Origin of the sequence: Gimesia panareensis (genome assembly GCF_007748155.1) — a bacterium.
Classification (GTDB): Bacteria; Planctomycetota; Planctomycetia; order Planctomycetales; family Planctomycetaceae; genus Gimesia; species Gimesia panareensis.
Map to the genome: position 1 here is coordinate 3,036,179 of NZ_CP037421.1, position 24,938 is coordinate 3,061,116.

General features: G+C 54.3%; 16 protein-coding genes. 11 read left to right on the forward strand and 5 right to left on the reverse strand.

Annotation, left to right across the window (positions count from 1 at the left end; all coding sequences use genetic code 11):
- Positions 1 to 216 precede the first annotated feature (216 nt).
- Entirely contained in the window at positions 217 to 1,872 is a 1,656-nt protein-coding gene (locus Enr10x_RS11485) for a hypothetical protein (RefSeq protein ID WP_145449131.1), read from the forward strand.
- 128 nt (positions 1,873 to 2,000) lie between these two features.
- On the opposite strand, the gene Enr10x_RS11490 is transcribed toward Enr10x_RS11485, so the two are convergent.
- The 4 genes from Enr10x_RS11490 to Enr10x_RS11500 all read right to left on the reverse strand — a co-directional run bounded on the left by Enr10x_RS11490 (position 2,001) and on the right by Enr10x_RS11500 (position 7,077).
- Positions 2,001 to 2,585 (reverse strand): response regulator, encoded by a 585-nt coding sequence (locus Enr10x_RS11490; protein WP_145449133.1) that lies wholly within the window; start codon positions 2,583 to 2,585, stop codon positions 2,001 to 2,003.
- 35 nt (positions 2,586 to 2,620) lie between these two features.
- Complete coding sequence (locus Enr10x_RS29920) at positions 2,621 to 2,782, reverse strand: hypothetical protein (protein WP_197997568.1); 162 nt, start codon at positions 2,780 to 2,782, stop codon at positions 2,621 to 2,623.
- Between the two features lie 223 nt (positions 2,783 to 3,005).
- The gene (locus tag Enr10x_RS11495) at positions 3,006 to 4,778 is read right to left on the reverse strand and encodes an adenylate/guanylate cyclase domain-containing protein (protein WP_145452651.1); all 1,773 of its coding nucleotides are present in this window, start codon (positions 4,776 to 4,778) and stop codon (positions 3,006 to 3,008) included.
- 76 nt (positions 4,779 to 4,854) lie between these two features.
- Positions 4,855 to 7,077, reverse strand: coding sequence for a serine/threonine protein kinase (locus tag Enr10x_RS11500; RefSeq protein WP_145449135.1), 2,223 nt, complete (start codon positions 7,075 to 7,077; stop codon positions 4,855 to 4,857).
- A 509-nt stretch (positions 7,078 to 7,586) separates the two neighbouring features.
- Between Enr10x_RS11500 and gyrA the strand changes: the two genes are divergently transcribed.
- The 5 genes from gyrA to Enr10x_RS11525 all read left to right on the forward strand — a co-directional run bounded on the left by gyrA (position 7,587) and on the right by Enr10x_RS11525 (position 15,511).
- Positions 7,587 to 10,388 (forward strand): DNA gyrase subunit A, encoded by a 2,802-nt coding sequence (gene gyrA / locus Enr10x_RS11505; protein WP_232093334.1) that lies wholly within the window; start codon positions 7,587 to 7,589, stop codon positions 10,386 to 10,388.
- A 52-nt stretch (positions 10,389 to 10,440) separates the two neighbouring features.
- Entirely contained in the window at positions 10,441 to 11,463 is a 1,023-nt protein-coding gene (gene rfbB / locus Enr10x_RS11510; RefSeq protein ID WP_145449137.1) for a dTDP-glucose 4,6-dehydratase, read from the forward strand.
- A gap of 138 nt (positions 11,464 to 11,601) precedes the next feature.
- The gene (locus tag Enr10x_RS11515; protein ID WP_145449139.1) at positions 11,602 to 12,924 is read left to right on the forward strand and encodes a UDP-glucose dehydrogenase family protein; all 1,323 of its coding nucleotides are present in this window, start codon (positions 11,602 to 11,604) and stop codon (positions 12,922 to 12,924) included.
- 119 nt (positions 12,925 to 13,043) lie between these two features.
- Positions 13,044 to 14,154 (forward strand): peptide chain release factor 2 gene (prfB, locus tag Enr10x_RS11520; protein ID WP_197994971.1). Its coding sequence is split into 2 segments (ribosomal slippage): positions 13,044 to 13,112 and positions 13,114 to 14,154, totalling 1,110 coding nucleotides; the frame shifts between segments, so codons are not numbered across the junction.
- A gap of 55 nt (positions 14,155 to 14,209) precedes the next feature.
- The gene (locus Enr10x_RS11525; protein WP_145449143.1) at positions 14,210 to 15,511 is read left to right on the forward strand and encodes a 3-keto-disaccharide hydrolase; all 1,302 of its coding nucleotides are present in this window, start codon (positions 14,210 to 14,212) and stop codon (positions 15,509 to 15,511) included.
- Here Enr10x_RS11525 and Enr10x_RS11530 read toward each other — a convergent pair.
- Entirely contained in the window at positions 15,483 to 16,298 is an 816-nt protein-coding gene (locus tag Enr10x_RS11530; RefSeq protein ID WP_145449145.1) for a hypothetical protein, read from the reverse strand. The two genes, Enr10x_RS11525 and Enr10x_RS11530, sit on opposite strands and share 29 nt — an antisense overlap.
- Before the next feature lie 234 nt (positions 16,299 to 16,532).
- Between Enr10x_RS11530 and Enr10x_RS11535 the strand changes: the two genes are divergently transcribed.
- The 5 genes from Enr10x_RS11535 (at position 16,533) to Enr10x_RS11555 (ending at position 24,928) form a co-directional block, all read left to right on the forward strand.
- Positions 16,533 to 18,839 carry a serine/threonine protein kinase gene (locus Enr10x_RS11535; RefSeq protein ID WP_197997569.1) on the forward strand — a complete coding sequence of 769 codons (2,307 nt, stop codon included), beginning with the start codon at positions 16,533 to 16,535 and terminating at the stop codon, positions 18,837 to 18,839.
- Between the two features lie 143 nt (positions 18,840 to 18,982).
- Positions 18,983 to 19,963, forward strand: a complete 981-nt coding sequence (locus Enr10x_RS11540; RefSeq protein ID WP_145449149.1) for an aspartate carbamoyltransferase catalytic subunit — start codon at positions 18,983 to 18,985, stop codon at positions 19,961 to 19,963.
- The gene (locus Enr10x_RS11545) at positions 19,960 to 21,240 is read left to right on the forward strand and encodes a dihydroorotase (protein WP_145449151.1); all 1,281 of its coding nucleotides are present in this window, start codon (positions 19,960 to 19,962) and stop codon (positions 21,238 to 21,240) included. The genes Enr10x_RS11540 and Enr10x_RS11545 overlap by 4 nt, the downstream gene beginning before the upstream one ends.
- A 265-nt stretch (positions 21,241 to 21,505) precedes the next feature.
- Complete coding sequence (locus Enr10x_RS11550) at positions 21,506 to 22,345, forward strand: hypothetical protein (protein ID WP_145449153.1); 840 nt, start codon at positions 21,506 to 21,508, stop codon at positions 22,343 to 22,345.
- 87 nt (positions 22,346 to 22,432) lie between these two features.
- The gene (locus tag Enr10x_RS11555; RefSeq protein ID WP_145449154.1) at positions 22,433 to 24,928 is read left to right on the forward strand and encodes a vWA domain-containing protein; all 2,496 of its coding nucleotides are present in this window, start codon (positions 22,433 to 22,435) and stop codon (positions 24,926 to 24,928) included.
- Positions 24,929 to 24,938 lie beyond the last annotated feature (10 nt).

The following is a 24,938-nucleotide window of genomic DNA, read 5'->3' on the forward strand; positions in this document are numbered from 1 at the left end:
CCAGATTCGCCTGTTCTACCGGACATAGAAATCTTCGATTTCGGACTTTAGCTTTTTCTTCAACCAGAGTTCCCTATTCATTACTATCGGTATAAACTAACATTCGCTGCTGACGGTAATGAATCAGGGCGTCCTTCCGGGACGTCACCTGCAGAAGATTCAGGCAAATTAGATATCGATCCCAAGATCCTCAGAAATACATCATGGAGGAAATGTATGAGCCGCATTGCTCATTTCGCGTTGATTCTCTTAGTTGCTTTCTCACTTCCGCGCACGGCAACTGCTGAAGAAAACAAAGCTGCTCCCAACATCTCACTGGTCCAGATCAATGCCGACGGCATGATTGCCGATCTCAAATATCTGGTACTGGATCTGGCAGGCGATAAAAAAGGCTGGAGCAACCTCGAAGAGTTAATCCCCACCTTCCTGGAAGGGATTGATAAAACACGCCCCATCCGCATCGATATCCTGCTGGGAGAAAATCAGCAGCAGCGTTATCGCCTGATTCTCCCCATCAGCGACCTGGGCGAATTTCGCGATAACCTCGAAGTCTTCGAGATCTCCTCCAAGAAACAGCGAAAAGGCCCCTATAAACTGGGCAACCTTTTTGAAGGATTCATGGAGTACCTGCAGAAACTGAAATATGTGATCATCTCCGAAAAAATCGAGGAAGTTGAAAATATCGACGATCCGCTCAAGCGGGTCCAGGAACTGATCCAGGCCAAATACGATTTCAGTGCCCTGATCACCAATCAAAAAGAGGGTGTGGATCTTCGCAAAAAATCGATGGCCAAAACCCGCGAACAGCTGCAGGCGGCGATCAAGAAAAAACGGGATGAAACCGAAAACGCATTCGAACTCCGCAAACTCGCTTTCACCCACCAGATGGATGAAGCAGAACGACTATTTGCCGAAGCCCAGAAACTGGTCATCGGCTGGACGACTGATGCTGCTGCCAATGAAGGCCGACTCGTTTTCAGTCTGAAAGCCATTGAAGGCACTTCGCTGGACGAAAGCATTAAGCAGTTCGCTACCAAACCCAGCTATTTCGCCAATGTCGATGTCAAGCAGGATGGAATCCTGAACGGCCGCATCAACCACCCTCTGGATGAAATGCGCAAAGCCAATTTTACCGCATTCTATAATCTGCTGCTGCCCAGTCTCAAAGAGCGGATTGACAACAACAAGGATCTTACCGACAAGCAGAAAGAAGCGGGCAAGAAGATTTCTGAATTGATCATTCAAATGCTGGATGCCGGTAAAGAAACCTCCATGATCGATGGCTTCATCGACGCTAATGCGACCGAGGGGGGCAAATACACGCTGCTCGGAGGCATCCGCTCAGCCGATGGAGCCAAGCTCAAAGAAGCTGTTGAACTGCTGCCCCAGTTAATGAAAGGGCAGACTGTCGAGCTCGATGTCGTCAACGAAGAGAATCTGAAGATTCATAAAATCAATATCAGAGACGACTACCAGGCTGGCTTCTACGAACTCTTCGGTGAAGGAGAGGCGCTCTATGTCGGCAGCACTCCCGAAGCACTCTGGATGGCTGCTGGTCCCGATGCGATTCAGCACATCAAAGATGCCATTCAGAAAGTGAAGGAACCCGCTCCTGAAAAAATCAGCCCGAATGTGATCGAACTCAATGTGAAAACACTGCCCTGGCTGAAACTGGTCAACAAGATCAGAGGCAAAAAAGGGAAAGCGGATATCCGCGAAATGCTGCTCGAATCCCTCACGGACAAAGACGACACCTTCACCTTTGTCATGAAACGGGAAGACGATGTCATTGACGGCAAAGCCAAACTCGACAAAGGCATTCTGAAATTCATCGGTAACGTGATTGCCAAGTTTTCCAAGGAAACGCTGTAATCCGGAACTGATGCCTGATCAACACAAAACCCCGCAGAGCTGCCTTTCAGCCCTGCGGGGTTTTATCATTATATCTCAGGAAATGGTCACAGAGGCAGAGGGATACTCGACCAACAGGTCGGCCCGCCTTATTCCCACTCATCCATAATTTCTTCGAGCATCTCTTCTTCGCTCTTATCCAGTGAAAGATCGCCAAGCTGATCTTCGATGGAAGCCGACTCCGGACAGGTTTTGACTGGTTCCATCTGCTGGCTCACTGTATTGGTCGCAGTCACCGAATTTTGCCGCCGGGAAGAGTTCGGTGTGTTGGCGACATTCCCGCCTCCCGGTTGGGCAAACTTCCGTACCTTATCCAGCAGTTCTGTTTTCGAGAAACTGGTCTTGATAATATAATCATTCGCGCCTCCCTGTATCGCCGCAATCACAGTCCCCTTACTGGCGTCGGAGGTCAACATGATGATTTTGGTATTACAGAGCGTCGGGTGTGAACGGAATGCTTTCAACGTCTGCAAGCCATCCCAGACGGGCATCTGCACATCGACAATCGCAATGTCAGGCGGGTACTCGAGCGCTTTATAGAATCCTTCCGAACCATCACTGGCAACGGAAACGAAATACTCTCTCCGCAGAAATGAAACCATCAGATTGCGGAAAAGCGGATCGTCATCGATTACTAAAATTCGTGCGTTTGATTTTTCTGATGCTTGTAGCATGAGAGGAGCCTACTACTGAAACTTGAAATCACTTATTAAGACTTGCTGGAAGGCACAATTGAATCAAATACTTCATTTAAGACAAGCAGCATTTCCTGGGAACGATGATCGATCTCAAGTTCCCGGGAGCGTTCGGAGCTCTGTTCAACGTGTTGTTCTTCCGCTTCCAACTCGACTAATAATTCTGCATTACTCATAATTCCACTCTCTCCAGGTTGCTGATTCCAGATCTTCCAGGGCAAATCACCTGCGCATCTCCGTGATGCCCGTCGTTAAAAAATAGGTCAACTTTAGCCAGATGACCAGATATTCTAAAAAAATTGATCCGGGGCGGACGGGGTGAACCAGCCTATTCCCCCCAGGCATCAAAATCAGAACGATCCCTGCCCGAATGAGTTCTTGCCTGCTGTGTGACAGGAGTTACTTCGTGTCAAAGCGAATGGTGCCATCCCAGTCGGCGGGGGCCACCCGATTGGAACGCGCAATCTGCAGCGAGAGAAAATCCTGGGCCCGGTCCGAAGCGGGGATCGCATGCAGCAACCGAAAGGACTCTTCCCAGTCACCAGCGATAAAGCAGTCGACGGCCCGCTCGTAGCAGGTCACTTCCTCTTCCGTCAACGTTTCGGGATGTGTTTCCGGAGGCAGCAGCTCGCTGACAACGACGGACTTTTCCATTCCATAAGGCAGGATCTGTGCCAGTTTACGCACGCGTCCTTCGCGCCGGTCCAGCTTATTCCGCACAATCTGTGCCGTCGCTTCGTCCAGCACAACCGGAACCCGCAGGTGTTTAGTCAATCCTTCCAGGCGGCTGGCCAGATTGACTACCGGACCAAACACCGTCACTTTAACCTGGTCACTGGTCCCGATTTTCCCTGCCACAGCCCGCCCATGCGCGATCCCGATCCCCATCCGGAAATCGGACAGAGGATGTTCGGGGTGCTGACGGATCTGCTCAAATGCCTGGCGGATCGCCAGTGCGGCCCGGCAGGCGTCCAGGGGCGCCAGTTCGGAAGAGAAGGGCCAGCCCCAGAATCCCAGAGCCGCATCCCCCTGAAAGTCACCCGTGACCCCACCGAAGTCCAGGATATGCGAGGTCATGATTCCCAGGGCCTGGCTGACCCGGTCCAGGAGTCCGATCAGGTCGCCCGAGGAATCCTCCGCATGCTGGCTGAATCCCCGCAGGTCGCAGAACAGCACCGTCACGTCGCATTCTCGGGGTTCCAGAATATCCGTATTCAGATTATCCCCCAGCGCAGACAGAATCGGCGGCGCAAAGAACTGTCTTAAACCGGCCTGCTGGCGTTCCAGCTGATTCAGACGCCGGACCGACTTCACGATCGCCGCGACCAGTTCAGTAAATTTGACATCGGCCTGCAGGTCAACACCACTCATCCCGCCACCGCCAGAGACCTGATAAGGATGTTCCAGTTCGCCGGCAACATACAGGCCCCATTTACCGGCAGTACCATCTTCAATCGGTGTGCAGAAGGCCCAGTCAAACTCAGCGACCGCCGTGTAATCCTCCTGTTCCGGCTTCTCCTCCCGGGCCGCCCAGACATGCAGCACCGACCGTCCACTCTTTTTAATGGCTTCCTGCACCAGGCGTCCACTCGGATGAAAGCCCCCCTGTGCCTGACGCCGCCGTTCCCAGAATGGGACTTCGACCCGATCTTCCTCGTTCAACCGCACCACCGCAACTGCATCCGCATGCTTCACACCGGACAGCAGCATCGTGACCAGTCGATGAAACAGGTCTGCGTCGTTGCGAGCATCCAGAATCAGCTCCGGTAAATGCGCCAGCACATCGATCCGCTGATCGGCATCGCGGTATTTCACCTTCAGCAGTTCATGCGGTTTAAAGGTGACCTCTTCCAGCGGCGATTCACGGGGAGAGGTAAAACTGGAAATGGAATCGACCAGCTGAAACGTGGTGGATCCAATCACGAAGGCGTTCCCGGGTTCCAGCTGAAAATCGGTCAGCCCCGCTCCTGATAAGAAGATTTCATTTTCGGCTCCGTCCAGCCTGCTGACCTGCACCTGCTTCTGCTGCACCTGCAGGCGTGCATGCCGCCGGGAAATGCGATCGTCCCAGGAGACCGGAATATCGGCATCGGCTGCCCGTCCCAGGATCAGTTCCTGCCCCGGCTCCAGGCTGATTCTGCTGGAATTGCGGGGACTGCTGCCATAAATCATGAGTTCCAACAAAAAAACGCTCCCTGCCTGTCTAGGTGCTCCTGAGACGCGATCACTCTATTCAGTTCAAAAATACTCAATTCGCAACCGGTGTCACTGAATCTGATTTCTTTTCCTGCTGATGACGAGACCAGTCCCAGCCGCGGCGTTCAGTCAGCACCCGCATCACGAAATACCAGACGGTGAAGATCAGCAGACAGCTCGTGACCAGCACAATCAAGCCATACTCGATCAGCCAGTTCTTCATCTCTACCACCGGTCGTAATGCCAGCCCCCGGCGTTCCTGAACCACGGCGGTCCAGCCTGTATTTCCCACTGGCGCGAACGCGGCCAGCCAGATATTGTCTTCAATGTCCTCAGAAAAGACCGCTTCCACCGGGTCATGGTAATCGCTGATCACCGCGGGAATGGGACCACGTTGCCCCTTCTTCTCAGTCAATCTGAATAATTTCAGCTGGTCAAAGTGATTGTCTTTCAAAACCAGCTGATCGACCTCTTCACGACTCAACGACCGCAGGTTCTCTGCGGTCATCCGGGGATGGGCCAGCACTTTGCCATCCCGGTTGTCGATCAGGGCAATTTTCCGGTCGCCGATTTTTTCAGAATCGCCGCGGATACTTTCATCGTAGCCGGTGAGTAATTGATCGAGGTGTGTCGTCCGGGCCAGGATTCCCAGCACCCTGTCATGTTTCAGATCCCAGATCGGCACCGCGACGGCAACCATCCACTGGTTGGTCGCATCACTCTTGAACGCCTGGCAGATATAGGGATGGGTGATCGGTTTCACCGAAGCAGGTGCCTTCCCTTTTTCATATTCTGTTCCCTGTCCATGAAAATAATCCCGGTAGGAAAAGTCCTGCCCGATCGTGGGGCGGGGAGGATCACGCCAGACCTGAATCCCATTCGCGTTGGTCAGAAACCAGCTCGTATCTTTCTCTCTCCCCAGAGAATCACGCTTCTCGTCAACCAGATCTTTTTCCTGCTGCAGGTACGCTGCAATTTCACCGTAGCTCTCCAGACTTTCCGATCCATCATTCTGGACTTTTTCCATCATATCCCGCAGCAGGGTACGTTGAGATAACTCCACCAGTTGGACCTGGCGATCCTGCAGATCGTGCTCCACATTCTGTGAGAGCAGATTGGCCGAGATCAGATCACTTTTCAAAGCACGCGCTGTCAGATTTTCACGGAACTGGGAAACCATCTGGTTCACTGCCGCTCCCGCCACCGGAATCAGCCCCAGCACCAGCAGCAAGGGCGCAATGATCCCCAGCGCAATCAGGGGTCTGCGGGCACGATACTGGTCCCGTTGAATCAGACTGCTCAGCACCGCCTGTGCATTGGGAAACCGTTTGCGGGGATCGGTCTCCAGGCAGCGATCGACAATATCCACCAGACGCCGGTCGATCCCTTTCACTTTGCGATGTTCTGCAGGGCGGGGGGATTTCTGGATCAGTTCCCGGTAAGTCTGCAGCTTCTCTTCCAGCGTATCCTTCTCGCGAATGGACTGTTCATTCCCTGCGGTCCGGTAAGGTGCCTTGCCGGACAGCATGTGATACAGCAGCGCCCCCAGGGCATACACGTCCCAGCGGGCGTCAGGGACTGCCTGCAGATCAGACTGTTCGGGAGCCATATAATACAGCGTCCCCAGGGAAGGGCTCTGTTCGTTCGAAAGACGCGACTGTCCGAAATCACAGATCCGGGGTTCGTAATTGTCATCCAGCAGAATATTGGCCGGCTTCAGGTCACAGTGCAGAATCCCCCGCCCATGAGCATGCACCAGCGCCTGCAGCACGGTTTTGGCAATCCGGACCGCCTCGGGTACCGGTAACGGCCCCGCATCCAGAAAGGAGGCCAGCGATCCGTTTTCCAGGTACTCCATCATGTAATAGGGGGGATCGCTGTTCCAGCCCACCCCCTGCAGACTGATGATATTCCGCGAGGTATACAGCTCGGCCAGCTTTTCTACTTCCCGGTTCAACAACGACCAGTCCAGCCCCCGACGGTAGGTATAGAACTTGATCGCCACATATTTACCGGTATTGTCTTCCTGGGCCAGCCAGACCGATCCATAAGATCCTTCCCCCAGCGAACGCACCATGACATAGCCTGGCACCTTCGCAGGCAGAGAAAACCGGTCTTTACTCAGATGGGCAGCCCGTTCCCGTTCTTCGGGACTCTGCCGCAAAGTTTTTCCCTGAGAGCCTCCCTGATCTTCTGCGGGAGCCTGCTCATTCTGCCCCTCAGCGGCTGGATCGCGGGAACAGTCTGCCTGATCTTGAGATTCTGGCTCATTCATACAGAAAAACTTTAAAAAAGGGGCGCTTCCGGACAGAAATCAGAGTCAGAGAACGGAGCCAAAAAAGCCCTGCGTTCGCTTATCTATTCTATGCAATGTCCATGTTCTCCTCAATGATGAATTTGAGAACGTAACTTATTGAAAATCAAGGTTTTTCTCCCCCGTTCGACCTCAAAAATCAGAGGCGTTGTCAGTTGTGAAATCAGCTGATTCCAGCTACAATTTGATTCAGATTGATACGCTTGAATTCTGCGGGTTTCGACTTGTTTTGCAACCTCTGCTGAGAGCAAAAAAAACAGTTTTCACCAGGCAGTTTTTTCAGTCGACAGTAAGGATACCCGCGTTCATTTCAATTTGCCCGGATCGTTTCTCTGACCTCAAAATTCAGTCCGATTTTTTCCACGAGAATCAGGGATCGGTTTGACCTGTACTGGCAATGTGAATCACGTTTAAAGACAAAACTAAAGCAACACCAAATCAGTAGTTGAATTCCTTAAGGAGAACAAGGATTGGCCACCGACAACGGCGAAGAGCCAAATATTGACCCGAATATCAAGCATCTGGACATTCAGGACGAAATGCGGGACAGTTACCTCACCTATGCGATGAGCGTAATTATCAGCCGCGCCCTGCCTGACGCCCGTGACGGTCTTAAGCCCTCACAGCGTCGTATTCTGGTCGCCATGAACGATCTGAATCTGGGAGCAAGTTCATCCCGGGTAAAATGCGCAAAGATTTCCGGTGACACCAGCGGTAACTATCACCCTCACGGGGATGGTTCCATCTATCCGACCCTGGTCCGTCTGGGACAGGACTGGGTGATGCGGAACGTCCTCATTGACAAGCAGGGTAATTTCGGATCGCTGGCTGGCCTGCCTCCCGCTGCAATGCGTTATACGGAAGCCAGACTGGCCCCCGTTGCCGCTGAGATGCTGGATGACATCAACCGGAATACGGTCGATTTCGTTCCCACCTATGACCAGCGCAACAATGAACCAGTCGTCCTCCCCTCCAAATTCCCGAACCTGCTCGTCAATGGTTCCAGTGGAATCGCGGTCGGAATGGCGACCAGCATCCCCCCCCAGAACATGGGCGAGGCCTGCGAAGCCGTCAAACTGCTGATAGACAACCCCGAAGCCACTATCGATGATATTCTGCAGGTCATGCCCGGTCCCGACTTCCCGACCGGGGGTATTATCTGCGGTCGCTACGGCATCCGCAAAGGTTACGCCACCGGGCGTTCCACTATCACCCTGCGGGCTCGCACTCACTTCGAAACCGAGAAGCAGTCCGATGTGATTGTCATCACGGAAATTCCCTATATGGAAACCCGTGACCGCATTCGCGAGAAACTGGAACTGCTGGTCCGCGATGACCGGGTCAAAGGGATCTCCCGCATCGTCGACCTCACCGACCGCAACGTCCCCCCCTGGAAAGTTCACCTGCAGATCATCCTCAAACGGGACGCTGACAAAGAAGTCGTGCTCGCACAGCTCTTCAAGTTTTCTCCCCTGCAGAGCACTTTCAGTATCATTCTGCTCGCCCTGGTAGGGAACCGCCCCGAGACCCTGTCGATCAAGGAACTGATCCAGCAGTTCATCCTGCACCGCATCGATGTCATCCGTCGCCGGACCGAGTTCCTGCTCGCGGAAGCCCGCAAGCGGAAACACACTGTCGAAGGTCTGATGATCGCGCAGATCGATATCGACGAGGTGATCAAAACCATTCGCAACTCGCCCAGTCGGGCTGAAGCGAAAATCAGTCTGCAGGGCATGCAGGTCGACGGCAAACTGATCGAACGGGCCCTGGGAGAAGCAGGCTTCAAAGAATATCAGAACGAGCAGGGGATTCACGAATACTACTCCCTCTCGGCCAATCAGGCGGAAGCCATCGTTTCCATGCAGCTCGGCTCACTGGCCAACCTGGAACGGGAAAAACTGGCCGATGAACACCGCGAACTGCTCAAGGCAATCTCCGAACATCTGTACCTGCTTTCAGATGAAGATCACATCCGCGCGGTGATCCGCGATGATATGCTTCATCTGCAGGAAAAATACGCGGACAAACGACGCACCGACATCAGCGATGAGGAACTGACCGACGTCAACCGGGATGATCTGATCACCGAAGAACCAATGGTCGTCACACTCTCTCAGCGGGGCTACATCAAACGTACCCAGCTCAACACCTACCAGGCACAGAACCGGGGAGGCAAGGGGGTCAAAGGGGCCAAGACGGACGAAGAAGACCCGATCGAGCATCTGTTTGTCGCCAGTACGCACTCGTATCTGCTGTTTATTACCAACCGGGGACGGGTCTACTGGTCCAAGGTCTACGATCTGCCCCTGCAGGGCCGCACCGCCAAGGGACGCGCTCTCGTCAACCTGCTCTCACTGCAGGAAGACGAAACCGTTTCCAACTGCGTTTCTGTCCGGGAATTTGATGAAGAACGCTTCCTGGTCATGGCCACCCGCAACGGGATCATCAAGAAGTCGCCACTATCTGCCTACAGTCGCGTGCAACGGGGCGGCATCATCGCCATCAAACTCGACGAAGATGACGAACTGGTCGAAGCCCTGATCGTCTCCCCGGGAGAAGATCTGCTGCTGGCCACTTCCGACGGCATGGCGATCCGCTTTGCCCAGTCGGATGCCCGGAGCATGGGCCGCAATACCCGGGGCGTTAAAGGCATCAAATTAACGAAATCGGGACATGTAATTGGCATGGTCATCGCGGATCCTGAATACTGCCTGCTGACCGTCTGCGAGAATGGTTACGGCAAACGGACCCCCTTCGGCTTTATTCCCGCTTCCGAAGAGGAAGAAGACCAGACCGAGACCGAAGAAGAACTCACCGCCGGCGATACTGATGCCGACGAGGATTCGGACGAAGAACAGGCAACCCGCAGTGGCATGCAGTACCGCCGCCAGAAACGGGGTGGAAAAGGCATTCGCGATATCCGCGCCTCGGCCCGTAACGGGCAGGCCGTCGATATCATCTCGGTCGCCGAAGATGATGAAATTCTGATGGTGACCCGCAGTGGAAAAATTCAGCGTATCCGCGGCTGTGAAATCAGCCAGGTGGGGCGCAACACCCAGGGAGTCCGCGTCATCACTCTGGATGAGAACGACAAACTTGTCTCCCTGGCACGAATCCCGGCTGAAATTGTGGTCGAAGCAGAAGAAGCGGAAACGGAACCACCGGCAGATGCCACTGAGGCGAATGCTGCTGCTGAAACGGAAGTAACGGAAACGGATGGATCGGACACCGACGACAACAGCGCACAGGACACCGCCGGTGACCAGGAATAAATTTTCTTATTTCGCGATCGAAAATTGATTTTTAAGAGGGATTAAGGCATCTATGAAACGGATTTTAGTAACAGGCGGATGTGGTTTTATCGGATCGAATTTTATCCGTCTCCAATTGTCTGAGTACCCCGAGATTGAAATCACTAATCTCGACAAATTAACCTATGCCGGAAACCTCGAAAATCTGAAAGAGTTTGAAGGACATACCGGATATCAGTTTGTCAAAGGCGATATCACCGATCCGGAACTGGTGCATTCCCTGCTGGATTCCGTCAGCTTCGATGCCGTCATCAACTTTGCTGCAGAGTCACACGTCGATCGCAGCATCCTCGATTCCGGTCCCTTCATCCAGACGAACATTGTCGGGACACAGGTCCTGCTGGATGCAGCCCGCAAACATGATGTAAACCGTTATGTTCAGGTCTCCACGGATGAAGTGTATGGCAGTCTGGGTCCCGAAGGGCTGTTTACCGAACAGACTCCGATCGCGCCGAACAGCCCTTATTCCGCTTCCAAAGCGGCAGCGGACCTGCTGGTGCGCAGTTATGTAAACACCTTTGGCTTCCCGGCCATCATCACCCGCTGCTCCAATAATTACGGGCCGTATCAGTTCCCGGAAAAACTGATCCCCCTGTTTATCTCCAATGCCCGGGAGGACAAATCCTTACCCGTCTATGGCGAGGGAACCAACGTACGCGACTGGATCCACGTCATGGACCATTGCCGGGGCATCGATGCCGCCCTCAGAAAAGGGGAGCCGGGGCAGGTCTATAACTTTGGCGGTCATGCAGAGATGCAGAATATCGAGATCACGAAGCTGCTGCTCAAACTCCTCGACAAACCGGAATCACTCATTGAATATGTCACTGATCGCCCGGGGCATGATTTACGGTATGCCATTGATTGCAGCAAAGCCGAATCCGAACTGGGCTGGAAAGTCGAAACCGACTTCCAGACGGGCCTCAAAGAAACCATCGACTGGTATCTGGATAACCCCGAGTGGGTCAATCGAATCCGCACCGGGAAATATCGCGAATATTATGAACAGCAATATGGAAATCGCCTGAAATCCTAGTCGTTTTTATTTAACATCACTTCTTTTTACAGGAGCTGTATTGACACATTCACTGACGGTTACAATCATCTCCGTCAGCATTCGCTATTGAATATTCAGTGCATCTCAGTCTCCACAATCGAATGGATTCCTAAGACTATGAAAATTGCAGTTATTGGTACGGGATACGTGGGTTTAGTCACAGGGACCTGTTTCTCAGAGAGTGGAAATTACGTCACCTGTATCGACATCGACGAGACCAAGGTTCAACGTCTCCAGGCTGGTGAAATTCCGATTTACGAGCCGGGGCTGGAAGAAATGGTCAAACGAAACACCAAAGCCGGTCGCCTGATGTTTACTACCAGCTATGAAGAGGTCATCCCGGAATCCAAATGCATTTTCATCGCCGTCGGAACCCCGATGACTGCAGATGGCTCTGCTAATCTGAGCAGCATCTGGAAAGTAGCCGAATCACTCGCACCGCTGCTACCCGAAGACGCGATCGTCATCATTAAAAGTACGGTCCCGGTTGGCACCAATCGCAAGCTGGCCGAAATGCTCAAATCGCTGACCGGACGCGAAGTCGATGTCGCCTCCAACCCGGAGTTCCTCAAAGAGGGTGCTGCAATTGAAGACTTCTCCAAGCCGGACCGCGTCGTGGTCGGGGTCTCCCGCCCGGAAATCACCGACGTACTGCATGAACTCTACAAACCGTTTCTGCGAACCGAACACCCGTTCCTGTCGATGGAACTCGAAAGTGCAGAAATGACAAAATACGTCGCTAACTGCATGCTGGCGACCAAAATCAGCTTCATCAACGAGATGGCCAATCTCTGTGAACGGGTTGGCGCTGACATCAATCAGGTCAGACGGGGCATTGGTCATGACCAGCGGATTGGATTTTCATTCCTGTTTCCGGGCGTCGGCTACGGCGGATCCTGTTTTCCCAAAGATGTCTCCGCCCTGATTTCTGTTGCCAATGATCGCGAGATGGTCCCCTCGATCCTGAACGCAGTCGACCAGGTGAATACCGCCCAGAAACGGGTCCTGTTTGAAAAGATCAACCGCTTCTTCGAAGGGGAACTCGCTGGAAAAACGATCGCGATCTGGGGACTCGCCTTCAAACCCAAAACCGACGATATCCGCGAAGCGCCCGCCCTGGTGCTGATTGATCAGTTACTGGAAGCAGGGGTCAGCAAGATTAAGGTACACGACCCGGTTGCCATGGAGAACGTCAGAGCGGAATATGGCGACAAACTCTCTTATTATGATCATCATTACGATACACTGGACGGTGCCGATGCTCTGGCAATTGTCACCGAATGGAACGAATTCCGGCACGCCGATTTCGACTACATTCGCCACAAGCTGACGCAACCGGTCATCTTCGACGGACGCAATCTGTACGACCCCGCAAAACTGAAAGCCAGAGGAATCAAGTACTACGGGATCGGACTCAGTTCGGAAAAACCCGAACTTTGAAACGCCCGTCTGCGATTGGCCGCTGGACGGTTCTGAAACTTCAGATCATCGCCGTCTGTCATTTACGAACTTACGCTTTATCAGTCGCAGGACTGTGAATCCTTTGAAAGAAAACTGGCATGGACCACGAACTCAGAGATAAATGTACCGGAATCATGGATCGCATTGTTAAACTGCGAGACTCTCTTTGACTACGCCAGTAAGAAAAAACGCACCGCGGAAATCAATGAGCTGATGGGGGCGGCCGGCTTCTGGGACAACCAGGAAAAGGCCCAGGAACTCGTCTCGGAGATGCAGCAGCTGCAGCTGACGGTCAAACCGCTCACGGAGCTGGTCGAAGGGGCTGAAGACCTGGAAGTGCTGCTGGAATTCATCGATGAAGAAGGCAGCGAAGAAAGCATTCCCGAACTCTCTGCCACCGCGGACCGACTGCAGAGAATCCTGGATGACCTGGAGCTGCACGCCATGATGTCTGCGCCGGAAGACGGCTCGGCAGCGTACCTCAGTATTCAGGCGGGAGAAGGGGGGACCGACTCCTCGGACTGGGCCGAGATGCTGCTCCGCATGTACCTCCGCTGGGCGGAACGCCGTGGATTCAATGTCGAACTGCTGGACCGCTCTGATGCGGAAGAGGCGGGCATACGCAGTGCCACCATTCGCATCGAAGGGGATTATGCCTACGGCTATCTCAAGGGAGAAACCGGCAACCACCGCCTGATCCGCATCAGTCCGTTTGACTCTGCCGGCAGGCGGCACACCTCGTTCGCCGCCGTGGACGTCTCCCCGGACATGGGGGAAATCGCAGAAATCGAAATTAGCTGGGAACAGGATGTCCGGGAAGACACTTACCGTGCCAGTGGTGCAGGGGGGCAGCATATCAACAAAACGGATTCTGCGATCCGCCTGACACACCTGGAATCCGGCGTCGTCGTCCAATGCCAGAACAATCGCAGTCAGCATAAAAATCGTGCGGAAGCCCGCAAGATGCTCAAGGCGAAACTGTTCCAGATTGAACAGGAAAAGCGGGATGCCGAGTTGGCTGCCAAACGGGGCGGCAAATCAAAAATCGGTTTCGGGGGACAGACCGTACGCAATTACGTGCTGCACCCCGACCAGTATGTGAAAGATGCCCGCACAGGCCACAAAGTGGGAAATCCGGGGCCGGTCCTTGATGGCGATCTGGATGGGTTCCTGGAATCCTTCCTCCGCTGGGGAATGGTGGAAAACTAACCGGTCAGAGACAGCACAACGCCTGTCTGAAACCAGTAACAGAGGGAAGAAAATCATGCGACCAGGAAAGCTGACTTGCTGTGTTTTAAGTACGTTTATATCACTGACACTGGCGGGCTGTCTGGAAGTCGAACATCCATCCCCTCCGGCCAAGACCAACGCCGAACCCGAAGTGGGCCAGCCCCCCAAATCGCAGGCAAAATCAATGCCTGAACCAGCGGGGGATGTCATCCCGGAAACGGGACTGACCCCAGCCGAGATCGAAGAAGGCTGGATCGCTCTGTTTGATGGCCACAGCCTCTTTGGCTGGAAAGCCAACAACGATGTGAACTGGCACGTCGACCAGGGCGTCATCAAAGCCGACACCGGCCAGCCGGGGCTGTTACTGACCACTTCCCCCTTTGCAGATTACGAACTCCGGTTCGATTTCAAACTCGCCCCCGAAGCCAACAGCGGCATGTTCCTCAGAACGATCTTTGATCCCAAAGATCCGACCAAAGACTGTTACGAACTGAATTTATGCGACACCAAAACCGAATTCCCCACCGGGAGCCTGGTCGGCCGCAGTAAAATCAAAGAACCGGTGCCCGCCAGCACCGACTGGCAGACCTTCCACGTACGGGTCGAAGGCCCCCAGTTTCAGGCCTCTCTCAACGGCAAAGAAGTGCTCAATTTCAAAGACACTTCAGAGCACCAGCGGGCGATCGGCTTTATCGGCCTGCAGAAAAATGAAGGTGCTGTTGAATTCCGGAACATCTATCTCAAACCGCTTCGTATGATGACGCTCTTTAACGGCGTCGATCTGGCAGGCTGGGAGGTTGTCCCCGGTTCGAAGAGCAAATTTGAAGTGGTTGACAACACGATCCACGTCACTGCTGAAAAACAGGGCTATTTGGAAACCGAAGACAGCTGGGACAACTTCCTCTTCCAGGCGACAGCCAAATCAAATGGGGAAGCACTCAACAGCGGCTACTTCTTCCGCGCCATCAAGGGAACGGAAAAAGGCATGGCCAACGGCTATGAAGTCCAGATCCATAACGGCATCAAAGACAAGGACCGTACCAAACCGGAGAATGCCGGGACTGGTGCCATCTTCCGCAGAACCGAAGCCCGCCGCGTGGTCTCTAACGATCACGAATGGTTCACGACCACGCTGAACGCCTATGGCTCGCACATCGCAGTCTGGGTCAACGGTTATCAGGTCACCGACTGGGAGGATACCCGCAAGCCGGATGAAAATCCGCGGAAAGGCCTGCGACTCAAAGCCGGGCACATCAGCCTGCAGGGACACGACCCGACGACCGATCTGAACTTCAAGAATCTGAAGCTCAGCGTTCTGCCTGCGGAGTCACCTTAAGCTGTAACCCTTGGGTGACAGCCGCAAACAGCTCCTGCTCAGGAGCCAGCTTGCTGACCACAGTGTCGACTCCCAGCAGTCGCGCTGCGGTCTCCGTTTCGGGATGGAACAGCCCCATCAGGCCGATGCAGGCAGGCATTTCGCCCTGAGTCAGCAACCGGGTCTGCACGACTTCCCAGGGATCCAGATCATACAACCAGAGATCTGCCTGGCATAACAGGGAAGAGACAGCGATCGTGCCCCCCCAGGAAACTACCAGCGCTTCCAGCATTTCGCGGTAGGGAGGATCCGCAGAGATCACGCCAACCCGCTTTCCTGCCAGACTGCCTGTGGTCGCCTCCAATCCAGACTCCACCTGATATTGAAAGATTTCATCGCGCCCCGCTGTCAGAGGGTAAGCGGGGGCCGTTCCCCGGATCACTTCCGCTTCCTGCCGGATCCGAAAATTAGCTGCGCGGGCGGGAACCCGAATACTGACGGGCCACTGGTTCCGTGTTCTGCCATCCGCTTCACACCAGACGCTGAAACAACAGAGAAACCGACTTACCGGAAATTTTCTGACCAGTTTCGTCAATGTCTGACCGCTGAATTCATCGGGCCAGTTCTGGCAAATCAGCACCAGCTCGGGTTGAACGGTTTGCGCATCCAGTTCCGAAAGCTTCGATACAGACACTATTTCCTTCTTCGGAAAGGCAGCTTGCACTGACTGCAGAACTCCCCGCATCTCTTCGGTCCGGGAATTCCCCAGCACCAGTACACCCCCTCCCTGAGAGGCGTTCTGTAGCATTCGACTTTCCTCCTAAAGGTCTTATTCTTCGCAGATTAAGCTGGTTTATAACGTAAATCAGTTCGAAGAGGGAAGGGCACTGTCTCAAAAAGAAGTCAGGTCTTCCCGAGAATCCATCTTGCGATAATTCTCATTTTTTGTCATAAATCGTTATCTTACAAGCTGATCGGATTTGATCTCGCCATGGGGACAGGATGCCCGATCAAGTTGGTGAGGAAAAGGATTTCTGAAACATTGATCGAACCACCATCACAAGAGCTGATTCATCGCCTGACCAGCCTCAAACTCTGCACAGCCGCTGACCTCAGACGATGTCGCCGACGAGTCAGAAAGTTAGCCCGGGGAATCCCGGCTTTCGACTCGGTCTGGATTGATGCGCTGGTTCAGGCACAGAAAATATCCCCCTTCCAGGCCAGGGCACTGGAGGCGGGACAGCCCGAACAGTTGAAAGTGGGCCCTTATCTGCTCATCTCCGAACTGGGGCACAGCCATAAATCGCGCACTTTTATCGCGCGCGCCTCTGAAAGTACCGAACGCTGTACCCTGAAACTGACACGCCCCCAGTCCGACTCCGTGAACCAGCTTCAGCAGGATTTCCGCACGCTGCTGCAACAACTGCAGGGTCTGCACCATCCGTCCCTGATCCTGCCGCGGGTGGTCAAACCACTGGCACAGCAATTTGTCGTGATCAGCCACTACCTGCCTTCGACGACGGTATCCGAACTGCTGATCCGTCGCGGCCGATTCCCGGTTCCGGTGGTCCTGGCGATCGGCGCACAGCTCCTGGAAGCGCTCGTCGCATTAGAAAAACGACGTGTCATCCATGGGGATATTCGCCCCTGGAATGTGCGGCTGAACGAGAATGGCATCGCCGCTCTGGTCGACACGGGGCTCGAACCGATTCTGTCCCCCGAGCTCACCATTCATTCCTCCCTGCCTCCACGCTGCTACGACGGTATCGCTCCGGAACTGATCGGCACAGGCCGTCATCCGGATGCCCAGAGTGATCTCTACGCATTGGGCTGTCTGCTCTGGGAGTTACTGGCCGGACGGCCGCCGTTCACCACAGGTGACCCTCTGGCCAAACTGGCGTGTCACCAGACCAAAACGGTCCCCGATATCCGCAGCTGGGCTCCCGAAACGCCGGCACCGCTGGCGGAAATGCTGCTGAAACTGACTGCATCCCAGGCAGACCAGCGCCCCGCCAGCATGCAGGCCGCACAACAGCAGTGGCCCGTTTCACAACAGGGCTCCCGCAAAACACTCTCCCGCTTTCATGCATCCTTTCAACACCAGTCCACGCGCAGCCAGAGTGAATCCGGTACGAGTAAACCGGGACGGCTGCCCCTGATCGCCGCGCTGATCTTTGTCCTGTCCGGCCTGTCCTACACGCTGCTGGATGAAGGGGCACGCAACCAGTTGCTCGAAATCACCTCGCACCTCCCGTTCAAACAAACCGACAGACAGACCTCTCAAAACGAGCTCTCCTCGGAGACCTCCCAGGGAGATACAGAGACCACAGGCAAGCGGCAACTGATTCCCGCTCCCGACGAAAATGGCGTGATCCTGCTCGATTCAACGGAGCCTTATGAATCTACGCACATCTCAACCGTTGGCGGGTTGACCATTAAAGGTTCCGCCGAGCAGCCCGCCATCATCCAGGTGCGCGAGGATGCCTTCCGCATCGTCGCCGCAAATCTGACACTGGAAAATGTGATCTTCGTCAACCAGTCCGCTGGCGCTCCTGCAAAGGGACTTCGGTCTGCAGAAAAATCATCCTCTGCGTTACTGCACGTGACAGCCCAGAGTCTGAACATCAAAGGCTGCTGCTTTACTCAACTGGACTCAGAGAATTCAGGCACAGCGGCCCTCGCGCGGAGTGCCGTTCAATGGAGTCCGCTCGATCCGCAACAGCGTAACAGCAGCCGTATCCAGATTCAGGACAGCATGTTTGCGGTCCCCGCGCAGGCCTTACACCTCACGCATACACCACAGGTCATGTCACTGATCAACTGTCTGAATATCACTTCACAGTCCACGCTCTACCTCGAACGTGGCCCGGAAATCGATCAGCAGTTCAATCTGAAACTGCAGCACCTGACCCTCAGGGAAGCCGGGCCCCTGATTCTGTTGAACTGGAACGATCCGACTCTGATCCCGGGTGCCATTCAGATCGAAGCCCGCGATTGTGTCTTCGACCTGAATCGGGCGGCCCTGATCCAGGTACGTGGGCAGAAACCTCCGGAAAACTGGCTCTCCTCGGTCTCCCTGCTGGGAGAAGGCTCCGTCGCCTCCTCTGAAATACAGATCGCGGGCTGGCAAGCCTCAAAAACAGAACCACTGCAGGAGTTGAGTGCATCCAGCATGCAAATCGAAGGCCTCTCTACCGGAGACTTCCAGTATGCAGCATCACTCAGCCTGCAATCAGCAGATTCGGTCATCACTTCAGCACAAGTACCCAGAACGTCAGCACTGCCTCCGGGAATCCAGGTAAAACAGTTCCCCGGATTCCTCGCACGCCTGCAGTCACTCAAAAACTGAGCCGCGCAGCGAAATATCTCCAACCACCCTCCTTGAAGGGAACACATGGGGTTGGTAATATCTTCATCAGTCCTGTGAAATCCGACCTCAGTCAACTGGCAGCACGACCAGCTGACGAACGCACACACTAATCTGATGTGACTATGAATATCGACCATGAGTATCGAACTGACATCTCCCGAGGCTGGAACCGGAAACATATTTTAGGACTGCAGGACCTCTCCCGGGATGAACTGAACATCATCCTCAATCAGGCGTCTGAATTTAAGCGACTCGCCAATATCGGAGAAACCAAACTCACCCCGCTGGCGGGTACCGTGGTCGCGAACCTGTTCTTCGAACCTTCTACACGGACTCGCATCAGCTTCGGACTGGCCGCCAAGCGACTCAGTGCTGACACCGTAGACTTTACTGCTTCGGGCAGCAGCCTTTCCAAGGGAGAAAGCTTCGTTGACACCGCCAAAACGATCGAGGCCATGGGGGTCTCCTATGTCGTGGTCCGACATAAAACTCCGGGAGCTCCACAGCTACTGGCACAGCACCTGGACGCGAATATCCTCAACGCCGGTGATGGCACTCACGAGCATCCCACCCAGGCCCTGCTCGATATCTTCACGATCCGTGAACACTTTGGAAAAATTGGAGGGCTGACCGTAACCCTGGTGGGAGATATTCTCCACAGCCGTGTCGCCCGGTCTAATATCTGGGGACTGAAAAAACTGGGAGCCCACGTCATCGTCTGTGGCCCCACGACGTTGATCCCCAATGACATTGAAGCGCTGGGTGTGGAAGTTTCCAACAGTCTGGACGATGTAATTGAGCGTACCGACTGCCTGAACCTGCTGCGCATTCAGTTTGAACGGCAGCGTGGGCATTACTTCCCCTCCATCCGCGAATACGCCCACCTGTTCGGCATGAATAAACAACGCATCAATCGAGCCAAGGAGGATGTGCTGATTCTGGCGCCCGGCCCGATCAACCGCGGTGTGGAGATCACCCCCGACGTGGCCGATGGACCACACTCCGTCATTCTGGGACAGGTCAGTAACGGGCTCATCATCCGCATGGCCTGCCTCTATCTGCTTCACTTACAACGTATTGCTTCCCTGGGAACAGCTGGATGAAATCTCTTCTTATCAAAAACGGTCGGATTATCGATCCTTCACAGGGACTGGATGTGCAGGGCAACCTGCTCGTCGAGGCAGGAAAGATTACCGGCCTCTGTGATGATACGGCCACTGCAGACGAAGTGATTGACGCCACAGGATTGATTGTCAGCCCCGGATTCATTGACCTGCATGTCTCCCTGTGTGAGCCCGGCTTCGAGGAAGACGAAACCATCGAAACCGGTACCGCTGCTGCGCTGGCCGGGGGAGTCACCTCGCTGGGTTGCCTGCCCAATACAGCGCCGGTCGTGGATGACCGGTCTTCCGCCGAGTTTATCCTGCTGCAGGCGGCACGTGCCTCCAACTGTCACGTCTTTCCCCTCGGTGCCGTCACCAAAAACAACGAAGGCAAAGAACTGGCGGAAATCGGACAGCTGGTGGCAGGTCAGGCAGTCGGTTTCACCGATGCAGACAAGCCGATCGAAAATGCCGAGATCATGCGGTGTGCCCTGGAATACACGCGGATGTTCGATCGACCGATTTTAAATCGGCCGCAAGTCAGTGAACTGACCGAAAAAGGGCAGATGCATGAAGGTTTTCACTCCACGGTACTGGGGCTGAAAGGGATTCCCGCCGCTGCAGAAGAGATTATGGTCAATCGCGACATCGCGCTGGCCGAACTGACCCGGGGACGCATCCACCTGATGTGTGTCTCCACCCAGAACAGCGTTGCCCAGATCCGCCGCGCCAAGGCTGCTGGAATCCAGGTGACCGCGGATGTGACCCCGCATCACCTCACTCTGACCGATCAGATGCTGGAAACTTACGACCCCAATTACAAGGTTCTACCGCCACTCCGCTCTCAGGAACACATTGATGCCCTGATAGAGGGACTCAAAGATGGTACGATAGACGTCATCTGTTCGGATCATACCCCCCACGCTGCGGAAAAGAAGACAGATGAAATTCTGGGAGCCGATTTTGGGATCATCGGCCTGGAAACACTGCTCCCGGTCTGCCTGCAGAGCCTGATCACGCCCGGTCACTTATCCTGGTCAGAGTTGATCAGCAAGTTGACCGTAGGCCCGGCCCGCATTCTGGGACTCGCCAAGGGAACTCTCGCCTCGGGAGCGGACGCTGATATTACCCTGATCAACCCCGATATCCGCTACGTGCTCGAGCGCAATCTGATCAAATCATCCAGTCACAACACCCCGTTTCTCGGAAAAGAATTGCAAGGCAGGGCGGAAGTAGTGATTGTCTCCGGCGAAGTCCGCTATCGTGCCGATAATTAAAAACTTAGGCACACAAAACGATCGAAGTTGACGTTCCCCTCTGTATCATCAACAATATCAATAAGATGATCCGATCAGATCATCGTGAACTTCTGGTGATCAACTAAATTCAACTAATTGCGTCAACTCTCCCGATCGGGATCAAGTTTTTCTGTCCACTACCAGATAGGAATTTCAGACAGCAGGCGCTGCAGCGGTCCTGCTGCTGAATTCATAAAACGTATTCTGTCCCAACCCTTTATGAGAAAGGGGCTTGAGATCTAACATGAAATACAGACTCTTTTCCAATGGCCTGCGTGTGCATAGCGTGAGCCTGCCTGTCCTGTTTTGCCTGACTTCGGCTGTGTTGTGTTCCGGATGCGGATCAGAAACCTATGAAAAGCGGCTCAACGAAACCGCTCAATATTTCGCTTATCTCGATGTCCGCAATCAGGCACTGTCAGGAGCCTGGAGTTCTCCCACCATTCATTTTCGCCCGCCGCTTGATTTTCAGGAAATCAGAGCAGACCTGCCTGCAGCCGCTCCCAAGGAAGAAAACGCGGATACCGACACGGAAGCAGCTCCCGCACAGCCAGACCAGTCGATCGATCCACGGCAGCCGGATTACATCGATCTCAAACTTCCCGGCCTGGAAGGCGCCTGGCGGACCGAAGTCCCCGTCGATCTGGAAAATGAGACCGTGGATCGTCCTGCCTACCTGTATGTTCTCAGTAATTACTCCCTGTTAAAGGCCAAGGAAAAAGAAGCAGCTGCCAACTTTTTCAGTGATGTCAATAACCAGCTCTCCACGACCTTCGGACAATTCCTGAATACGGAAGACTTTGTCACGGAACGCTTCCCCCATGGGAAAGGGTACATCAATCCCAAGTCGTTTACCTACGGAGTACTCACTCCTGAAATGCCCATTGACGGTGTCCCTTATGAAGTCCAGATCTATCTGTCAGAAGCGAACGATAATCAGGCCGTCATTTTAGTGGTGCTTCCCAAGGAAATGGCCCACAAATCTAAGCTGCAGAAGCAGATCGAGTACAGCCTGGAAACATTCGAACTGCAGTCACCCCAGGGCGGAGGTGATGGCGGTACGCGTGAAAGTACACAGTTTTAATATCGTTCATCAGGCGAAGTAGAGTAAGGATCACAAACCGTTTCGATCTGAATCACGAATCAGACTCCCTGGCAGACAATTCAATCTATGTCACTCATTCACCCTGGTTTATTACTTGGAATTCTGCTGGCAACAATCCCGGTGATCCTCCATTTTCTGCTGCGTTCCAAACCGAAAAAACTGATCTTCCCAGCCCTTGCGCTGCTGCAGCGACGCAAAATTCAAAATTCACAACGTCTGAAACTGCGGCATATCTGGCTCTTACTGCTGCGTATTCTGATCATCATTGCCATCGTCTTCGCGCTGACGCGCCCCTCACTCCCACCCGCCAATTACAGCTTCTCGACCTATGAACTGGTCATGCTTTGTGCCATTATTGTCCTCGCTGTGCTGACTTACCTGGGACTGATGCGGCGTTATCAGAAACAGCGAATCTCCCAGCAGTCCCTGAATACCCGTCGCACATTTTTGCGGGGGGGAATCGGGGGGGCCGCATTTCTGCTGATTGCGCTCCTGGTTCTCTGGCCTTACCAGCGGCGGATCTTTGCCGAGATTTCCGCTCCCTTACCAGCCGTCTCGGAGAATATCCCGGTCACGGCGATCTTCCTGTTCGATACCAGCCTGAGCATGGACTATCGCCAGGAAAATCAATCACGACTCGAACAGGCCCAGGCGATCGCGGAAGAGCATTTGAGTAACCTCCCCGCCCAGAGCCGGGTCTCAATCCTGAATAGCAGCAGTGAAGATATCTCGCCGTTTCAGTCCGATCTCACTGCGGTCAAGTCCCGAATCAAATCGCTCAAGACATCTGCCTGGTCCCTCTTTCTGGACGACCGTTTGCGCACCGCCATCAATCGTCAGGAAGACGATTTCAAACGCAGCCAGAACGAGCGACAGTCCGCCGGCTCTCAAGCTGCGGGCTCGGATCAATTCGTGCGGGAGATTTATCTCTATACCGACCTGGCCCGGTCCGCCTGGCGGAGCCAGCCCTCTCAACTGGTCAAGCAGCAGCTGGAAAAACTGAAATGGCTCGGCATCTATGTGATTGATGTCGGCGTTACCAGCCCGCAGAATATCGGCATCTCCCATCTGGATCTCTCCCGGGAATCAATTACCCTGGGCAATTCCGTTTCGATCAAAGCAGAAATCACCACCACAGGAATTACGGCAGACAATACGATTCTGGAGTTATACACGCAAAACGAAAAGGGACAGCTCATCAAACGGGATCAGCGTCCCCTCTCCACGGTGAACTCAGCAGCAGACGACTCCGCCGCTGAGAACAACGTCAATAACAGTCCGGGGACGCAACTGGAAATGAGTCTCCCCGGCATCAGTCAGCCCGTGACCCAGGGGGAACTGCGAATCACCTCCTCAGACCCGTATCTCCCCGATGATGTCCGTTATTTTACGATCACCGCCCGGCCCCCGCCGAAAATCCTGATTGTCAGCCCCGATGCCAACTCGGCCCGGCTGTGGAATGATGTCCTGGCGCCCCGACCGCTGGTCGCCTTGAAAAAAAATCGGTACCAGTGTCAGATCGCTCCGCTCAACCAGATCGAAACACTTCCCCTCGAAGAATATGCCGCCATTTATCTGATCAACGTCACCAGCCTGCCCGATAACCTGTGGCAACAGTTCACCGATTATGCCCGGCAGGGGGGAGGCGTCGGCGTCCTGATGGGCAGTGATGGCGACGCCCCCGAATCGATGATCGTCTCCTTTAATTCCGAGTCGGCACAACAACTTCTCCCCGTGGAACTGCTGGGGTCACTCAAATTCATTCCGCCGGAATTCCTGGACCTGGAACACAACGAGCATTCGCTGTTCTCATATTTTCAGGACCTGGGAGGCACGGGAGAACTCTCCAGCATGGAAATCAACCGCTACTGGCGCGTGGAACCCGAGCAGCCGGATCAGGTCATCGCCCGCTATACCGATGCGCGGCATTCACCTGCCCTCATTGAGCGCAACCTGGGGAGAGGGAAGGTCGTAGTACTCACCACCGGCATCGACGCACGCGGCTGGAGCCAGTTGCTGTATGCCCGCTGGTCCTACCTGGCATTCGCCGACCAGTTGACCCGCTACCTGATCCGCACCCGTTCCAACCGGACGAATTATCTTGCCGGCGAAGTGGCCAGCTACCAATGGCCGGCCACCGCTACCACTCCCGAATCGTTCCTGCTCCGAACGCCCGATTTGAAACAGCTGCCCATCGAAGTCAAGCAGGGCGCACACCAGGTATCTATTCCCGATACCAAAGTCGTCGGTCATTATGAACTCATCGACAACTCCAGTAATGTCGCCCGCTCCTCAAGCGGTTTCAGCGTAAACGTCAACCCGGCTGAGAGTAATTTCCGCCCGATCAGCAGCCAGGAACTGGATCAGATTCTGGGCCCGGAGCGATACAGCATCACCCGCGATATGGAGGGATTGAAACGCACCATTCGCACCGGGCGTCTGGGGGTCGAAATCTTTCCGATCCTGGTCACGCTGCTGCTGGCCGTCTTCTGCCTGGAACATTTTACTGCAAACTACTTTTACGAAATCGATCAACCCACTGAATCCACTTCTGATCACTGAAACGGGAAGC

Coding starts and splice junctions, on each gene's coding strand:
- Enr10x_RS11525 (WP_145449143.1), top strand. CDS start 14,210: ATGCGACCAGGAAAGCTGACTTGCTGTGTTTTAAGTACGTTTATATCA.
- Enr10x_RS11515 (WP_145449139.1), top strand. CDS start 11,602: ATGAAAATTGCAGTTATTGGTACGGGATACGTGGGTTTAGTCACAGGG.
- Enr10x_RS11530 (WP_145449145.1), bottom strand. CDS start 16,298: ATGCTACAGAACGCCTCTCAGGGAGGGGGTGTACTGGTGCTGGGGAAT.
- Enr10x_RS11550 (WP_145449153.1), top strand. CDS start 21,506: ATGAAATACAGACTCTTTTCCAATGGCCTGCGTGTGCATAGCGTGAGC.
- Enr10x_RS11490 (WP_145449133.1), bottom strand. CDS start 2,585: ATGCTACAAGCATCAGAAAAATCAAACGCACGAATTTTAGTAATCGAT.
- Enr10x_RS11545 (WP_145449151.1), top strand. CDS start 19,960: ATGAAATCTCTTCTTATCAAAAACGGTCGGATTATCGATCCTTCACAG.
- Enr10x_RS11500 (WP_145449135.1), bottom strand. CDS start 7,077: ATGAATGAGCCAGAATCTCAAGATCAGGCAGACTGTTCCCGCGATCCA.
- Enr10x_RS11495 (WP_145452651.1), bottom strand. CDS start 4,778: ATGATTTATGGCAGCAGTCCCCGCAATTCCAGCAGAATCAGCCTGGAG.
- Enr10x_RS29920 (WP_197997568.1), bottom strand. CDS start 2,782: ATGAGTAATGCAGAATTATTAGTCGAGTTGGAAGCGGAAGAACAACAC.
- Enr10x_RS11555 (WP_145449154.1), top strand. CDS start 22,433: ATGTCACTCATTCACCCTGGTTTATTACTTGGAATTCTGCTGGCAACA.
- rfbB (WP_145449137.1), top strand. CDS start 10,441: ATGAAACGGATTTTAGTAACAGGCGGATGTGGTTTTATCGGATCGAAT.
- Enr10x_RS11485 (WP_145449131.1), top strand. CDS start 217: ATGAGCCGCATTGCTCATTTCGCGTTGATTCTCTTAGTTGCTTTCTCA.
- Enr10x_RS11540 (WP_145449149.1), top strand. CDS start 18,983: ATGAATATCGACCATGAGTATCGAACTGACATCTCCCGAGGCTGGAAC.